Origin of the sequence: Prevotella lacticifex (assembly GCF_019973375.1) — a bacterium.
GTDB lineage: Bacteria > Bacteroidota > Bacteroidia > Bacteroidales > Bacteroidaceae > Prevotella > Prevotella lacticifex.
On sequence record NZ_BPTV01000002.1, the window covers coordinates 639,433 to 657,049 of the forward strand.

The window sequence follows — 17,617 nt, forward strand, 5'->3', positions numbered from 1 at the left end:
GTGCACTTTGTGCCCCCTCTTCTTTTTACACTGCAAAGATACAAAATAATTAGCTAATAACCAAACAATTACGCACTTTTATCATCTCGGATGCAACTTTTTCTTCCCTATAAGGGATTAAGAGTTTGGCGGTTGAAAAACCGCATTTGCTGAGCCGAGATTTGTTAAATTTTATCCACTCAGTACCAGATTATCGTAGGATGAACAAAGGCAACTGTAAACACAAGTTGTCCGACATGCTTCTGCTGGTTATTTTGGCCAGGGCATGCGGCTGCGAGACTCGCAAGGACATTGTGGCCTTTGGAACGATCCATTTGAGCTACTTGCAAGACCACCTCGGCATTCTTGCTAAGGGATGTCCGTCCGAGCCCACACTTTGCAGGATGGAAGGTGGAATCGACGACATTACTTTGGCCTCTTTGGTTTCGACATTATCACGAAAATACGTGTCGGAGCATGATGGAGCAAACAGACGGCACATTGCAATTGACGGCAAGTTCATGCTGGGTACGAAAATTGGCGACGGACGCTCTCCTGATGTTGTGACTGCTTTCAGCGTGACCGACCGGTTGCCGCTTGACACTGAAATGTGTGAGGTGAAAAGCAATGAGATAAAGGCTGTGCCCAAAATCATAGAGCGGGCTGACTACATGAATGGATGCGTTATAACTGCGGATGCCATGTCGTGCCAAAGTTCTATCATCAAAGGCATCGTCGGGAAGGGAGCTGACTATCTTATTGCGCTGAAAGCCAACCAGAAAGCAGCAAGATGGTCGGTAGAGGACGCTGTGCCTACGCTGCATCCTAACGACGAATGGAAGACGGAGTGGGAACTTGCCCACGGGAGGCTGTACCAACGCCGATGCCGTGTATATTCAGACATATCCGGTATCAAGGCGCTTGAAAAATTCCTCAATGTCAAGGCTGTGATTGCCATAGACACGCATACGATTGAAAAGAAAAGCGGAACGGAACAAAAACAGACGAGGTACTATATAACCAGTTTGGAAGAAAGGGCACAGACTTTGGATCGAATCAGCCGCATGCACTGGGGAATCGAGAACAATCTCCATTGGACGCTGGATGCAAGAATGCGCCAGGACCGCACAAAGAGAAAAGAAACAAAGTCGGCCAGAAACTTGGACTCGATCCAGAAGCTTGTTTATATCATCTACACCATAGCCTCCAAAAAGCACCTGCCAGAGACCATCAGAAAGAGGAAAGAACTCTTTAAAGTCAAGTTCTCAGCCATTGCATCTTACGCCAAGAACAGCTTGGCCTATGCTATTTCTCTTCTCAGTCTGTAGAGGTCGTTAATTTTGAGGGATATATAATAAGCCCTAAGCTACATCCAGCTTGGGTAGGGGATACTTTATCCATTGGTCATCAGACCTTTACTACAAATAGCATTTCTGCGGTAAAGCGGAGACTGAGCAACAATCATGCCATGTCAGTCTAAATTTAAATGAAAGAACCGTACATTCACATCGAGTTTTTACATCTCTTTTTTGGATATGATGAATAATAGTATTACCTTTGTACTCAGTCTTAGTGCATTCGAAGTCCCTGATTCCGTATGCATAATAGATATAGCTGGTGTCCATTTGTCTTGTTTTTTTTAATCACTTACAAAGGTAATGGATTTCCAGCTATTTTCTTTACATCATCCACACTTTATCACACGATTTGTCGGATGAACCCGAAATGATACGTATCAAGATGATGTAAATATATTTCAATGCCAATCGCCGATGCATTGGACTTTCTGCCACCTCAGGAAATCACCCTTTTATCTTCCTCAGCCACATCATAAGTAAGACCCAAGACCGGATTATTCCAAGAGGGAATCACGGCACAGTGGATATTTTCCGTGGGTTGGATATGAGGCTTCTTCGCTGTATCGATTACATTTAGAGAGATGGAAAATAGTCCTGAACAGTCTTTAGCTCCTCATGGAGCTATGGGTCTGACGTGAAGGGGCAGCCCTTACGAGCAAGCTCGTGGGCTGCCCCTTCACGTCAGACCCGCACCTTCGGTGCCAAGCCTGTCCCGGACGAAAATCGCTGACGCGTAAAATTGCGCATGGGCGCATAAAATCATGCAACCGATAGCTTAAATGACGACTTTCTGAATCGTTTGTGGACGGAATAGTGAGGTGCTGATATTTTATGCACCGTTAAGGTGCAATTTTACGCGTCAGCGATTTTCGTCATGGACAGGCTTTTACCCCGTAGGGGTGAGTCTCAGCCTATGGGATAGACTGCGAGCTTGCTCGCAAAGGCTATCCCATAGGCTGAGACTCATAGCTCCATGAGGAGCTATGGGCCTGTTCAGGACTATTTTCCTTTCCTTCGTGGTGATGGATGACTACACATCGGAGAAGTCTGTACAACATACAGAATTACTCTTACGTTTCAAACAGTTTATAGAAAATTTCTGCTTCCTCTCACCATCATTCCACGGAGAATATCCACTGTGCCGAAATCACCCTTTTATCTTCCTCAGCCATAATATCAGGAAGACCTACGACCGCATTATTTCAAGAGGGAATCGCCCTTTTATCTTTCTCAGCCACATCATAAGGAAGACCCAAGACCGGATTATTCCAATAGGGAATCACCCTTTTATCTTCCTCAGTCCCTCGCTGTCGACGATGGTGATGGACTTGCCGTTGGTGGCGATGAGACCATCATCGGTGAACTCGCGGATGACGCGCTGGAGCGAGAACTTCTGGATGGCGAAGGTATCGGCAATCTCCTGGCGCGACATCGTCAGCGTGAACGTCTTACCGTCATGGCGGGCGGCCTCGTCGAGGAGGAATGCCGCCACCTTCTCGCGTACGGTGCTCAGGGTGAGCATCTGCGTCTTCCGGGCCAGAAACTCACTCGTCGACGACAGCTGGCGGATGAAGTTCATGCCGACCCTGTCGTCGCCCTTCATCAGCTGGTACAGTCCGGCAGGCGTCATCCTGAACACCACCGTAGGCGCTGTCGTCTCAACGCTCACCGGCAGGCGGTTGTCCTTGGCAAAGATATACGCCGGGGCCACAAGCGTGCCTACCCCGATGGTGGCCATCTGCACGAATTTCCCCGACGGACCGACCATCCGCGCCGTCATCTCGCCCTCGACGACGATGTCGGCATAGCGGCAGGGGGTACCGGCAAGGGCATAGACATCATCCTTGTCGAAACGTACCAGACGGTGCTTAACCGCGGCAGTAGCAAAATCTATATCCTCAGCGCTCAGACCCTCGAAGAGCTGACAGCGCATAAGGGCTTCGGTAACTTTCTTTTCCATTCCGTATGACTTGTTTCATGCAAAGGTACACATTTTATATCCATTTCCCGACACCGCCGACCGAAAAACGGACCCGTCCGGCCACAATTGTGGCTTTCTCGACCATCGGCACGCCTTTTGCCGTAGTATTATTGAAGGAAATAATAACAAACAAAAAACGATAAGACAATGAAAAAGACAATTGTAGTTTACGGATCCACCACCGGCACATGCCAGGAGGTTGCCGAGCAGATAGCTCAGAAGTTAGGTGTCAGCGACGTAAAGAATATCTCGGATGTCGATGCCGACATGCTTGCCGACTACGACAACCTCATCCTCGGTACTTCCACATGGGGTTCGGGCGAGCTTCAGGACGACTGGTACGACGGTGTGGAGATGCTCAAGGCGGCCGACCTCAGCGGCAAGACCATCGCCCTCTTCGGTGTCGGCGACGCCGAGGGCTACAGCGACACGTTCTGCGGTGGTATGGCATCACTCTATGAGGCCGTGAAGGACAGCGGTGCACGCCTCATCGGGCAGGTCGACGCCAGCACCTACACCTACGACGATTCGGAGTCGGTGGTCGACGGGAAATTCGTCGGTCTGGCCATCGACAGCTCAGAGAGCGAGGGTAAGACCGAGAACCGCGTCGACGAATGGATCGACGGCATCAAGGGAGAGCTGTAAGCGGCTCACCAACAGACCATTAACACGTATAACTCTTAAAACCTTACGACTATGGCAAAGATATTAAAAGCACAGGTGTTCAACCCAAATGAAGTTATCGATTATGCCGACGGCGGCGTCATCTCGAAGGAGTTTATCCATACCGCCAATGGCAGCGTGACACTCTTCTCGTTCGACGAGGGACAGAAGCTGTCGGAACATTCGGCACCTTTCGATGCTGTCGTCAGCGTCATCGACGGTGAGCCGGAGATTGTCATCGACGGCAAAGCCCATCATCCTAAGGCGGGTGAGGCTATCATCATTCCCGCCGGCCATCCCCATTCCGTCAACGCACCCAAGCGTTTTAAGATGATGCTCACAATGGTCAGAGGATAACCCTTTATATATAATGTTGTCCGCGCGGAAGGCAATGGATAACCCCTCACTGCCGTTCGCGCGGAGACAATGGATAACCTCTCACACATTATCTTCCGTGCCTATCCATCCCCGCCGTATTGCCTCCATGACATTCGCCGGGGCGCGGTCGTGGCGCAACTCGTTGGCCATAAAATCCATGTACGGCGCCACATGGTGGAAGAACTTCTTGTAACCGCGACAGAGATAGTTAAGACCACTATCGCCGTCGGCGGTGACGGAGAACCGGTTCTTAGGACACTCTCCATTACATGCAAAGAGATACTCACACTCCCGGCACTGCCGTGGCAGGGTCTCGCGCTTCGCGGCACCGAAGGCCCGCTGGCGATCACTGTGCATCAGTGCGTAGAGCGACTCGTCGCGGATATTGCCCAACCGGTATTCGGGAAACACGAAATGGTCGCAACTGTACACATCACCATTATATTCCATCACTCCCACCTGCCCGCATGTCGGTGCCATCGAGCAGATGCCCGGTGCCACACCCACCCAGTTGGCTAAGGTAGCATCGAAGAGCTGGACGAAATAGTCGCCGACATCCGTCCTCACCCACTCGTCGAAGACAGCACAGAGGAAATCGCCCCACTGCTCGGCACCCACCGAGAACGCCGTTACTGCCATGCTCTCCTCGTCGGGGGCGGCGAGACTGCGCCCGTCGGCATGACCGAGAGCACGCTCCACAACGGGCGTGAACTGAAGGTAGTGACAGCCTATTGACTTGAAAAAACGGTAAAACTCCAAAGGCCGGCTGCCGTTGTCGTTGTTGACGACGGCCATAGCGTTCCACTGCACACCATACCTGTTGAGGATCTCTATGCCTTGCATAACCCTCGCAAACGACCCCTCGCCCTGCCGCGACCGCCGGTATTCGTCATGAAACTCCTCCGGACCGTCGATGGACACGCCGACGAGCCATCCGTTGTCGGCGAAGAACCGCGCCCACCGTTCGTCGATGAGTGTGCCGTTGGTCTGGATGGCATTGTCGATATTCCGGCCGCGGCCGTAGCGCCGTTGCAGGGCGATGGCTTTCTCGTAGAACGCTATCGGCCGCAGAAGGGTCTCACCGCCGTGCCATGTGAAGAGGATATCGCTCGTCGCCTGTGCCTCGATATATTCCTTTGTGAACCGCTCGAGCATCTCGTCGCTCATTATGTGGCGGCTGTCGTCGCCATAGAGCCGCGACTTCTCGAGATAGTAGCAGTAGCGGCAGGCGAGGTTGCAGGCCGCTCCCGCCGGCTTTGCCATAATATAAAATGGTCGCGCGAAGGGCGATATCGTTCTCTCTTGCATTGGATAATTTCTTTTTAAGGGCTATAGAAGCTATAGAAACTATAGAGGCTATAGCAGCTATAGGCTCAGCCTCCTATCGAAGCCCATGCCCCCTATGCCGGTCTATGCCGGCCTATCGCTGTCTATTTCTTCTTGGGATAGTATTTCTCTCCCGGCAGGGGCCAGTTCTCCGAGGGGAAATGTGCCTTGCGCATGGCCTTGTCGAACTTCTTAACCATCTCGGGGTATTTGTCGGCGAGATTCGTCGTCTCGTTAGGATCCTCCTTGATATTATACAGTTCGAGGGGGCGGTTCGGCTTAACGGTCACACACTTCCAGTCGCCCTGGCGCGCGGCCCTCTGCTTTCCCGTGAACTCCCAGTAGAGCATGCGGTGGTCGGTGTCGACCTGACGACCGTAGAAGAGCGGGAGGATATTCATTCCGTCGATGCCGTGGGGCAGGAAACGCTCACTGCCGGTGAGGGCCGCGAGGGTAGGCATGAAATCGGGGAAGTAGACGATGTTGTCGACGGTACCCACGGGCACCTTTCCCGGCTGGTTGACAATCAGCGGCACCTTGATACCGCCCTCGTAGAGCTGTCCCTTCGTTCCGCGCAGGTTTCCGCCGCAGTGGAGGGTGGCCCTCGGCGACATCACGGCGGCACCGTTGTCGCTGGCGAAGATTATCAGGGTATTGTCGGCGAGTCCGAGAGCATGGACGGCTCCGAGCAGTCTACCTATATTATAGTCCATGTGGGTGACGAGGGCCGCATAGCGTTTCGTGTTCGCGTCCCAGTTCTCGTCGTCATACCACGACGTGTCGTCGATATGGTACGGTTCGTGAGGCGCGTCGTAGGCGAGGTAGAGGAAGAAAGGATGGTCCTTCTCTCTGTTGATGAACGCGATGGCGTCGTCGGTCGAAATCTCTGTATTATGTCGCACATGGGCATCGTGCTCGTTGGCACTGATGGTGATGAGACTGTCGCCGTGGAACCGGTAGTTGGGATAGTAGAAGTAGTCGCCATTGCTGCGTGTCGTCGATATCGTCCATCCGTAGAACTCGTCGAAACCGCGGTGGTTCGGCGATGCCGTCGGGTCGTAGCCGTCGAGATGCCATTTGTTCACGAGACAGGTGCGGTAGCCGCCGGCACTGAGCACCGTAGCGATGGTCGTATCCTGTGGCAACAGGTTCGCCCGGTGGTTATAGGTGGTGTCGCCGCGGAGGTTGATCTTCACTCCCCGCAGTCCGCCGACGGGACACTGGTTGTCGCGGATGCGCGTCTTTCCCGTGTTCTTGCCCGTCATCAGCGAACAGCGCGACGGCGACGAGATGCCGCTGCCGGCATAACTCTCGGTGAACCGCAGGCCGGTGGCGGCAAGGCGGTCGATATTCGGGGTCTGGATATATTTGTTGCCGTAGCAGTGGAGGTCCTCGTAGCCGAGGTCGTCGGCGAGGATGAAGATGATATTCGGATGGTCGGGGGTAGCCTTCCCTTGTGCTGTCTGTTGTGCACATACCGGTGTTACGGCTGTGAAGGCCATACCGTAGAGAATGAGTTTTTGTCGCATAATAGATATTAGTTCGATCTGTCTTAGATTGTTTCCACGGCTCTCGCTTTCAGCACCGATTGCCGTATTGTAGTGCAAAGGTAATAAATTTTAAAGGCAAATGCAAGTTTTTTAACACTTTTCTTTTGGCCGAAGCCAAAATTTTTATAAGGAGCATAGACCCTCATAGGCCTTAATAGGCTGGTATAGGAGGGAATAGGAGCCATAGCTACTATAGTGGCTATAGAGGCTATAGAGGCTATAGAAACTATAGAAGCTATAGCCCCCTCCCTGAAAAGCCTATGAACGCCTATGAAGGCCTATTCCTCCCTAAAAAGCCTATGCGCGCCTATGAGCTCCTACTCCTCGCTCACACACTTCTCCAGCCCCTCGACGATGGCCTTGCGGTCCATATTCCTGCCGATGAAGACGAGCTTCTGCATGCGGTCGCCGTAGGTATCGTCCCAGTCGGCGGCGACAGCCTTGTTCTTGCTGAGGAAGTCGCGGAGCTCATCCTCCGGCATCGTGGCATACCACTGACCGGCGTTGCGGAGACCAATCTGACGGCCGGCCTGCTCGAAGACATAGCATGTCTGCTTCTCGTCGGCGAAATAGCAGATACCCTTACAGCGGATGACCGACTGCGGCCAACTCTCTGACACCCACTCGTCGAAGGCCGCAAGGTCGAGAGGACGGCGCTCCTTCCATACGAAGGTCTCGATGCCATACTCCAGTGCCTCACCCGACTCCTCGTTCTCGAGGTCGTCATCATCGCCCTCCATGGCTGCTATCCACGCTGCCGAGGTGGCCACCTTGTCGAAATCGAATTTCCCCGTGTTGAGTAGTCGGTCGAGGTCGACATCACCGTAGTTGCACTCGATAATCTCGGCCTGGGGCTGCAGATGGCGCAGGATGTCCTTTACCTCGGCGAGGTCGTCGGCACTAACCTCCGAGGCTTTGTTCAGGAGGATGGTATTACAGAACTCCACCTGCTGGATGACAAGACTCTCGAGGTCGTCCTCACCGATATTCTCCTTCATCAGGGCGTTACCCTTACTGAACTCGTCGCGCATGCGCAGGGCATCGACGACGGTGACGATATTGTCGAGACGGGCACGGGCCGTACGCGCCAACTCGGGATAGAGCTGGGCATAGGCCGAAATCGTCTGCGCTATCGGTGCCGGCTCACAGATACCGCTGGCCTCGATGACGATATAATCGAATTTGCCGGCCTGGGCGATATCGCTGAGCTGTTTGACAAGGTCCATCTTCAGCGTACAGCAGATGCAACCGTTAGAGAGCGGCACAAGACTGTCGTCGCCCTGACCGACGATGCCGTCCTCGGCGATAAGGCTCTCGTCAATATTCACCTCACCGATGTCGTTGACGATGACGGCGAAACGTATGCCGCGCTCGTTGCGCAGGATGCGGTTGACGAGCGTTGTCTTGCCACTGCCAAGATAACCGGTGAGCAGCAGTACCGGGATTTCTTTCACTTTATTGTCCATTGTTTCTTTTCTTTTGATTTTTCCGCCTGCAAAGGTACAAATATTATGCCAAACACCACAAAACAATAGAAAAGGTTTCGAGCCAGAGGAATAGGTGGACGCGGGGGCGGAGGATGCGGCCGGGGCGATATAGCCCCTATAACTTCCATAGCCTCTACAGCTACTATTTCTTCCTATAAATCACTATAGTTTCCTATAAATTCCTATAGCTTCCTATAAATCCCTATTGCTTCCTATAGCCCCTATAGAAACCTATCGCCCCTAAAAAATCCCTATAGCATCCTATCGCCCATATAGAAATGGAAAAAGGAGTTCCTCACGGAACCCCTCCTTCGTTTTCTTACCTGTTAGCTCCCATCTTTATACTCTTGGGAGAGAGTATTTTATTTATCCGTTATGAAGAAAATGAATGTTGCCAATAACCTTCGGATGCAAAACTTATCATTCACATATATTATCTTTCTGTTTCCATCAGCGATAATCGTTGGAATATCGTTTCCATCGGGCGACAACCGTCCGAATGTCGTTTCCATCGGCGATAACCGCCAAGTATATCATTTTCACCGAGCCATGATACCCGATTGTCGTTTCCATCAGGCCTTAACCGCCACGTATATCATTTTAACCTTCACCCTCGCCCGCCCTATCCAAAGTCGTCAGCAGGAAGATTCTATCCCAAGCCGAAAGGGAAGCGCCGCGGGCTTCTATGAAAATCCCTACCTCCTAAGAGATAGCCAGCTCCCACTTTCACAAGGGGAGCTGCTACTGGTAAGAAATTGAGATTGAGGTTATGATGATTACTATTTTTCTTATTTTTCGTGCTTAATCGATTGCGCAATCAGAGCCGAGTAGAAAAGATACCCGTTTTCATAACTATCGTCAGCATACCGTCGCTGTAGAAAGCTCCGTTGAACTGAGTGTTGAAGTGAGCGGTGATATTACCGTCGTTGGCGATAATAAGGTTGCTCGGGTTCTCCTCGTCGATCTCACCCTTCTTGTTGCGGCTCATGCAGGTGTAGATACCATTCTCGCCCTTGTCGTAGAGCTGGTTCTCTGCAACCTCCTTGACAACCTTTCCGGTGTTGCCGTCGAAGAGGCGGGAAACGCCGTCCTTGCCGTTGAGCACCACCTCGTTGCCGTTGCAGTAGAAGTTCATCAGCTTATCGCCGTCGGCAGCGTATTTCTCGTGATGGCTGAGCTCGTTCGACTTACCGATGACATCCTTGCCGTAGAGGTTGACCTGCTGGTTCTGGAAGTCGCTGACGACGTTCAGACCTGCACTGGTCATATAGAAAGCCTTGTCCTTGCCGAGGTAAGCATCGAGAATCTTACCGTCAATCTTCAGGTAGTTGAGGAAGTACTGCTGACCAGTGGCGAGGTCGTACTGAGCTACGAACGGCTTGCCGACTTCGTAAGAGCAGCCCTCGAGATAAGCCAGACCGGTGGAGAGCAGTGTGATGCGGTCACCGTCAATATTGATGTGCATCGCTGAGGTCTTGTCCTTAGGCAGCTGTGTGAACCACTTCACGTTAAGGTCGTAATCCATGCAGTAGAGGTCCTCACCGTCAGCGAGGTAGATGAGATTATCCTTGAAGGCGATATTCGACTTGATACCTGTCCAGTAGCCGCGGTCGACATAAGGAGTGAAGGCGTAGTCGGCATCGGAGTTGTGGTTGGTGCTGTGGTCTTTCTTGCTCAGACCCACCGGAACACCGTAGCGGCCGGTATTGACGTTCATGCGCTTTACGACACCTGTCTGCGGGTCGATGAGCATCAGCTGGTCAGCCCAAACGAGGTAGTTGCCGGTCTCAGGAAGATACTGAACCTTGTTCCATCCCCAACGGGTGTAGTGGCTGATGGTGTCGCTCCAGAGTTCCTCACCATCGGAGAGGCGGTAAGCGTAGAGGACGTTCTTATTATGGAATTCGAGGTCACCGTTGAAGCTGTTCCACTTTGCGCGGTAGCCGAGGACAACGTTTGCTGAGTCGTCAACGTATACCGGAAGGATGTTTCGGGTCCATACGTGGTTGCCCATGAGGTTGTCCAGTGTGGTGAAGAATCCGGTGTTACCTTTTACATTACGGTCGGTATTGTTGGAGTTCAGCAGACCCATGCGGGTGACCTGGAAGATACCTCCCTGGTTGTCCTTCTTCCAACGGAAGCCCTGCTCAACACTTGAGTAGAGCATTGCCTCAGAGTTACGCTGCTGATATAAGAGGAGCATCTCGCCACCATGGCACTGGTCGACGAGCATTGTGTTAGCATTTAAGTCAATGTAGTCGCCGTTGATGTTTGAACCTCCAATAAGGTTCTTCAACGTCATTGCGCGGTTGTCGGCATTTGCGATGATTGCAATCGCGAGGAGCAGTATGGTAAGAAAATTGCGTTTCATAAGCCGTTACGTTTAGTTGTCTGTAGTTCTTGTTTTCTTTTGCAAAGATATTTACTATTCTCACTACTTCCAAACATTTCGGAGATTATTTTTTTGTTGTGCGCACACAATTAGGTTTATTAACATTTCATACCGCAATATGTGTAACGTTTAGAGCGTTTAGTGTAATAGAGAATGCAGTTTTTTGTGTTCTACAGCATAATAATTTTATGCTCTAAAGCTGTTTATATGTTTCAGTAATATGTATTATATGTTCCGTGTAGGTGTATATTTTGTTGCCTGAGGCTTGAAAAGGTATATATTTCGTTATTATAAGGGGTATATTCTGTTTACTTTGTAATTTATCTAAATCTTGAATAATAGCAATTGTGCACGCACACCGCGTTAACAACCATTCACAAGTGGATGGTTTGGGTTCTGACGGGGAAAATATGCTGTAGGTCACGTTTTCATCGCTGTTTTGTTGCCGCACAGTGCATAAAATGTTGCCGTTGTGTTATCGCACACAGTCGACAAGAATGCGAATTATCCTTACATTGAATCACACAGTCGTAAAACAATTCAACCATAATGGCGAAACATATAAGTATGTCGGGAATAGGGCAAGAAGTCCGTGGTAGTCGGCATTGCAGGAGTCAGAGGAAAATTATAGGGAACAATAAATGTTCAAATTTCGACAATGATTTTCGGTTTTTCCTTTGGCGAAATAAACGTCGGGAGTTGTACGGGAGTATGGCTCGGCGATTATTCCCCCACCGATGGTTCCCGCCGACAACGGTACGAGGACCATGCCGCTCTCGTGCATACACATTATTATATATAGGTGGTGTCCTGCCGCCAACAGCCATTGGGGTGCGGAATAATGGCCCACAGCGTGGCCAATGCAGGGCGAGGGAAACGGCCTAAAGGCCAAAGGAATCCCCTCGCAAAGCCGCAAAGACCGCAAAGGACACGCCAAGATAATAACCTTCGCGGAATCTTTGCGGTCTTTGCGGCTTTGCGAGAAACTGCACCTACCCACTTGCAGGGGCGGCCCTCGTGGCCGTCCGGTCGGTCGTCAGACCGAATCTCTGCATTTATTTCCGACGTTTGACAAGTCGTAATATTCTGCGTAAACCACTGATACTAAGCCGCTTGCAGCACTCCACCGCCGTGGTGGGGTTTATCCCCACCCTCGAAGCTGCGGGGTGTTACCTTGATTCTTGTCCGACGCTGGTAGGACGGGGATAAACCCCGCCCCTACGGTGGATGTGTGCAACACATTAGTTATCAACGGATTACAAACATAATGCCCTTGCAGAGAAGTCAGGTTATGGCCGGACTGTCGCGTTGAATAGACAAATGAATATGCGTATTCGGTCGTAAGCCCGAATCTCTATGGCGGCAGCCTGTTTTGATGGTTTTCCTTTGTGTCAGCGCCAAGATCCGACGGAGGAGGATCTGCCATTTGGGATTTGAGGGCGGTGAGAGGCCCAGCCTCTCACAAGCACTCAAAGCCCAAATGGCAAAGGGCGAAAGCCCTTGGCGCTGACGCAAAGGGTTTTTATGGTTTTGGTCTGAAATTATGATTGTCTATTCAACTCTCTAAAACTAAGGTTAGTATTGATTTTGGTCTTAAATTATTTCGTTCAAGGTGCTTAGACTGCCAATGCGTAGATGCGCACAACGTGCTATTGTGCGTCTTCGAGGCACTGAATATATAGCTGCCTGCTTCTTTCTTCCCCGGACTGCACTCGCTATCGCTCGCTTAGTCCGGGGTTACTGATGATTAAGCCCCGTCGGGGCTTTCTTATGGCAGAGAAGAATTGCCATCTTACTAACTGCGGGGTAGCTACCTTAGATCTTGTCCGACGCTGGTAGGACGGGGATAAACCCCGCCCCTACGGTGGACGCGTGCAACACATTAGTTATCAATGGATTACCAAGCCAACGTCTTCGAAAGGCGGGCAGGTAGGCAGGGTTAGGGATTATTTAATCGTTAATTTCGTGTTTTTCGTGCAGACGAAACGGGCTGGGCCGTTGACCCGTGTTGTCCGTGTAAGAAGAGGGGGACGGCCCAACGACTTGGTACCGCCCCCCTTAACACAAGTATAAAAAAATTGAGAATCTATTATTTCCGTTCTATTTCAGCAACATACGGCCGCGTAACGTGTACGTAGCAGGAGGCATCATTGGACGACATTCAACCGCCGAATCGCGGCAATTTACATCATTGTGCAGCACTCTACCGCTGTAGGGGCGAGGTTTATCCCCACCCTCGCTGCTGCGGGGTATTTGCTTTGTATCTTGTCCGCTGTTGGTAGGACGGGGATAAACCCCATCCCTACAGCGGATGTGTGCTATACCACTGATACTAAGGCGCTTGCAGCACTCGGTAACGTAGGGGTGGGGGTTATCCCCACCCTCGCTGCTGCGGGGTATTTGCTTTGTATCTTGTCCGTTGTTGGTAGGACGGGGATAGCCCCCGCGCCAACGGATAGGTGCAGCGCAACCGGCGGAGAGGTGCAACGACACGGTGGGCGCCAGGTCACCCATGGACCACCGTACAGGCGGCGTTACTCGTCCCAGGTACTCCAGGGGTCGTACTTACCACGGTTACCACTACCGTTGGCACTCTGACCGTGGGTAAACTCCGTGCCGGCATAAGCATTGACGATACCCCACTCCTGCTTCGTTGTGGGGCATTCACCCTCCCAATAGCGGTAGGTGGAGGCAATCTTTCCATAACGGTTTGACGCCGCCATCATTGCCTCGGAATGCATGACGATAACCTCTGTTACCGGCTTGATATATGTTTTCTTCTTTTCCATTGTAGTAATCATCTTTTCGTTAACCTCACTTACTTTCTACCTGCCATCATCACCTCAGCATGCACGGCGACGACCTTTGTCACCGGCTTGATATATCTTTTCTTCTTTTCCATAGTCGTAATCATCGTTTTCGTTTACTTCACTACATACTTCTTACCAGCGGCGATATAGATGCCCTTTGGCAGTCCATCGAGGCTGTCGCCGACATACTGTCCGTTGAGATTGTAGACCTTTCCGTGGAAAATATCTATTGTTCTGTCGCCAAAGTGCACCTTCGTTATTCCGTCGGCGGTGTTGCCCGCAGCCTCTATCGACACGTTCTCAGGACCGTTGGCCTTGGCGCTGCCGGTGGTGGTGAAGGAGTCGTCGCCGAAGACGCTCTGCCCGTTTGCATTATCATTATTATGACGTGTGTACCAGTGAACATTACCAAATTTACCTTGTGGTACATATATCTTATCATCACCTTCCTTCCATTCGTAGCCGATGATTGCCGTGTAAGCATTCCAGTTCAATTTCTGATCAGGGAATTCTTCCTGCCAGAAGAATGTTGCGACTTGCTCCTTATCATACCATGCGAGGAAGTAAGCATAGCGAGGCATCTCGGTCTGCCAGTAATTGCCAATGAATTTGTAATATTTACCTGTTCCTTTACCATCCTTATCGGTTGCCTCAACAGTTACTACACCATCCTTTACGCCCTTACGGAGTTCTACCTGCGAAACGGCCCTGCATCTTTCGTCTATTAGAACCTGCTGTGCGGGGTAGAATTCTAATGATCCATCAGATTTCTTCTTGAAATCGGGCTGGAGGAGGTAAGGCACACCGGCCTTGATGACAACATCGTCATCCTGCCTATCGCCAGTTTTTTTACCACTATCGTCGTATACATAATTATATACGTCACGGTCGAATTTCAGGACGATTTTACCTACAAGGTCAGTCTTGGTGTTACCGGTATATGTAGCATCGCGCAGCACACCAGTAAACTCGCAGACATGCGGTTTGCCCGGTTCCTCTCCATCTGGACGATTTCCGAAAATCTTTCTTACCTCAGCCCTCGTCATATTAAACGGCACGCAGATTGTCCACCAGCCATTATCGTTGATATAACTGAAGTTATGAGAAGGCACATCCGGTTCCTCATAATTGAACGAGGTTGCAAGGACAAACTGATGCCATCCACGGTAGTCGTTGTCGTAGAGTTGTTCATTTGTTCCTTTATAAACCGTTTTCTGCCAGTCGCCATTGTCAACGTCGCTCTTACCATCGGCACTTGTATGGTAGAAAATTGCCGACTTATCCTTCTTAGCACTATTGTTAAAGAGTGTATTGGCAATTTCCTGGCTCATCTGATAGCCATATGAGCCACTACTAGTCTCGCCATTCTTCAAATTTATGTCAAAAGTTCCCAAATTTGACCATGCAGTTCTCGGTGCATCCCATGCATTCCAAAGATATCCGTTTGTAGCCTGCTGATAAGAGCGGATAAATTCTGACTGGTTAGGCCATTTGATTACATTTCCTTTACCATCAGCATTTCCATCAGCATCGGTGATGGTATAATCACGGGTAACGTCGGTGTAGAGTTTTTCCTCGTCCATACCTTGAATACTGCTGGGGTAGTGGAGCACTGCTATCCAACCATGATTCTGGAAATCGGCGCGGGTAATACCTCCGTTAGGCGAGAATCCATTATTACCTGTACATGGGTTTGTGCCAAAGGCATTAACCTGACACACAGGCGCTTTCGTGGAAAGATTATACACGTCTTTCACCTTAATCATTGAGGCAAAAGCCCAGGTATCTATTTCTTTTAAATTTGTCGAAAATACGGCAGATCCAGCCGTTGAATCAACCTCATCAATGACTACTTGGTCGCTGAATTTCGTCCCATCTTTAGCAGTGAATTCTTTTAATTCCGTCTTTTTACCATAGCCCTTATCAATAAGATTTCCATCCTTGTCAGTTGTTGTAATGTGGTTTAGGTTGTTGAGACCATAAAACGCACGATAACCAATCTTAGTAATATTATAAGGTATATGTATACTCTTGATATTGTTGGCACCATTGACATGTAAGAAGTCAGCTGGCAACTCATCTACCGATGAAGGAATGACAACAGTTACTGAGCTTGCACCGATAAGTTTCGTTTCACTAAGAGTCAAATCATTGATGTTTGAGAATATGGCATCTTTAAGATCCAGTTTCTTAACGCCATTACTACCATCGAAAGCCACGCCATTACGGTCTCCTTTGGCATTTTTATCCATCTCCCTGTAATTGTCTGCACTTGATACATTATAATTATCCGTGAACGCAAAGTGACCATTCTCATCATAATAAACATCTGTATTTGTATTGGCCGAGATATCCTTAGCGTTGAGATTACCGGAGATTTTCAAGTAATCAATATCGAGGTTAGAATTACCCTGACCATTAACTTTTGTCACATCCTCCGTCATCTCGGTGAGGATATGGACATCGCCTTCATTGGAAGAATAGCATGTGTATGACTTTCCTTCCTTATAATAATATGCCACGCCCTTGAGTTGCGGGTTGTTTTTGCTATTGCGCAGGTCTGTGAAAAGCTGGTCGTCGTGCTTGGTCAGTTCCGCACCGGCGTCAGGCAGAGCTAAGTATTTAGCATTTTCGTTTAACTTGATTTTGTTGATGGCTTCAATTTTCTTCTCCGGACTGTCGAGGTCAACTAAGACGAGCTTCGAGAGATTAATCCGCTCGTTCGTCAACTTGCTCAGAGCGGCCAGGTCGGCGGAGTTAGCATTTCCATCGTAGATGAATGTCGTTGTTGATCCGTAAGTTGTGAGAAGTTCGCAGTTGTCATTATTAAGATGATCGGCAAACTCCCCGGCGTTTTCTACCGTTACGGTGACGAACGTAGTGCCACGCCAAGTTTGGCCAGCCGTCACCTTCACCCCACCCACGGCATTCTGTACACTCCCGAACACCGCGAGGAGGATGGTGATGAGAGCCGTCATCACCATGTGTGGTTGTTGTTTAATTTGTTTAGTAATCATCGTTGTTCTCAATTTATTATTTGTTCTTGTTTGTTGTTATCTTTATTCAATCTATTTCATGGGTCGGATTGTTATCCTTGCCACGATATATATATTGTCGGATGTTCCGGCGGTCGTTCATACTTCGGCAGTCGTTGTGACTTTTTCCGTTCCCCGGCGGCAACATTTGTTGCGTCGAGGGTTAATTAATGTTGTAAGGTTAGAAATAATAGGTAAGACACCAAAACTTATCGTTCGGTGATGCAAAATTATATGAAATTCGGATAACGTGAATGTTTTTTCGTTTCCGATGAATGTATAAAATGTTGCCATGGTACAATTTTATGGTATAAAAACAGTTTTTCCACCTCATCTGTTATGATTTGTTCCGAGAGAAGTGTATGATTTGTTAACGCACACAGAGGAGAAGTGGGAGGCGAGATGATGAGGCAGATGGAATGGGCGTCAACGATGTTCTGCACCTGGCCGTATGCAGGGGCGACCACATGCCACGAATCGACAAAAGAATACGGTTATTCGGTCTAACGACCGGGCGGATCTCTGTATCTTCAAACGGGGGAAAAGGGAAAAGAAAATCATGGGCAGGCTTATTCTCCCCATGGAGCAATGGGTCTAAAGCTATGGGACAGACTGCGAGCTTGCTCGCAAAGGCTGTCCCATCACTTCCACACCATGG

General features: G+C 49.9%; 11 protein-coding genes. 4 read left to right on the top strand and 7 right to left on the bottom strand.

Annotation, left to right across the window (positions count from 1 at the left end; genetic code table 11):
* Positions 1-161: 161 nt before the first annotated feature.
* Positions 162-1,307 carry an ISAs1 family transposase gene (locus LDN30_RS12935; RefSeq protein WP_223925317.1) on the top strand — a complete coding sequence of 382 codons (1,146 nt, stop codon included), beginning with the start codon at positions 162-164 and terminating at the stop codon, positions 1,305-1,307.
* Positions 1,308-2,616: 1,309 nt separating this feature from the next.
* On the opposite strand, the gene LDN30_RS12940 is transcribed toward LDN30_RS12935, so the two are convergent.
* Complete coding sequence (locus tag LDN30_RS12940) at positions 2,617-3,297, bottom strand: Crp/Fnr family transcriptional regulator (protein WP_223929712.1); 681 nt, start codon at positions 3,295-3,297, stop codon at positions 2,617-2,619.
* A gap of 168 nt (positions 3,298-3,465) precedes the next feature.
* Here LDN30_RS12940 and fldA point away from each other — a divergent pair, with 168 nt between their 5' ends.
* Together fldA and LDN30_RS12950 are read left to right on the top strand one after the other, a co-directional pair.
* Positions 3,466-3,963: a flavodoxin FldA gene (gene fldA, locus LDN30_RS12945; protein ID WP_223929713.1), complete on the top strand. Its 498-nt coding sequence runs from the start codon at positions 3,466-3,468 to the stop codon at positions 3,961-3,963.
* A gap of 51 nt (positions 3,964-4,014) precedes the next feature.
* Positions 4,015-4,338: a cupin domain-containing protein gene (locus LDN30_RS12950; protein WP_223929715.1), complete on the top strand. Its 324-nt coding sequence runs from the start codon at positions 4,015-4,017 to the stop codon at positions 4,336-4,338.
* Between the two features lie 81 nt (positions 4,339-4,419).
* On the opposite strand, the gene LDN30_RS12955 is transcribed toward LDN30_RS12950, so the two are convergent.
* From LDN30_RS12955 to LDN30_RS12965, 3 genes are all read right to left on the bottom strand, one after another.
* Positions 4,420-5,667, bottom strand: coding sequence for an anaerobic sulfatase-maturation protein (locus LDN30_RS12955; RefSeq protein WP_223929716.1), 1,248 nt, complete (start codon positions 5,665-5,667; stop codon positions 4,420-4,422).
* A 122-nt stretch (positions 5,668-5,789) separates the two neighbouring features.
* Complete coding sequence (locus LDN30_RS12960; RefSeq protein ID WP_373316547.1) at positions 5,790-7,214, bottom strand: sulfatase-like hydrolase/transferase; 1,425 nt, start codon at positions 7,212-7,214, stop codon at positions 5,790-5,792.
* A 338-nt stretch (positions 7,215-7,552) separates the two neighbouring features.
* Entirely contained in the window at positions 7,553-8,701 is a 1,149-nt protein-coding gene (locus LDN30_RS12965; RefSeq protein ID WP_223929718.1) for a CobW family GTP-binding protein, read from the bottom strand.
* A gap of 396 nt (positions 8,702-9,097) precedes the next feature.
* Between LDN30_RS12965 and LDN30_RS12970 the strand changes: the two genes are divergently transcribed.
* Positions 9,098-9,481: a hypothetical protein gene (locus LDN30_RS12970; RefSeq protein ID WP_223929720.1), complete on the top strand. Its 384-nt coding sequence runs from the start codon at positions 9,098-9,100 to the stop codon at positions 9,479-9,481.
* Between the two features lie 58 nt (positions 9,482-9,539).
* Here LDN30_RS12970 and LDN30_RS12975 read toward each other — a convergent pair whose 3' ends face one another.
* From LDN30_RS12975 to LDN30_RS12985, 3 genes are all read right to left on the bottom strand, one after another.
* Entirely contained in the window at positions 9,540-11,093 is a 1,554-nt protein-coding gene (locus LDN30_RS12975) for a hypothetical protein (protein ID WP_223929722.1), read from the bottom strand.
* Positions 11,094-13,648: 2,555 nt separating this feature from the next.
* Positions 13,649-13,903, bottom strand: coding sequence for a hypothetical protein (locus LDN30_RS12980; RefSeq protein WP_223929724.1), 255 nt, complete (start codon positions 13,901-13,903; stop codon positions 13,649-13,651).
* A gap of 134 nt (positions 13,904-14,037) precedes the next feature.
* Entirely contained in the window at positions 14,038-16,941 is a 2,904-nt protein-coding gene (locus tag LDN30_RS12985) for a leucine-rich repeat protein (protein WP_223929726.1), read from the bottom strand.
* Between the last annotated feature and the right edge of the window lie 676 nt (positions 16,942-17,617).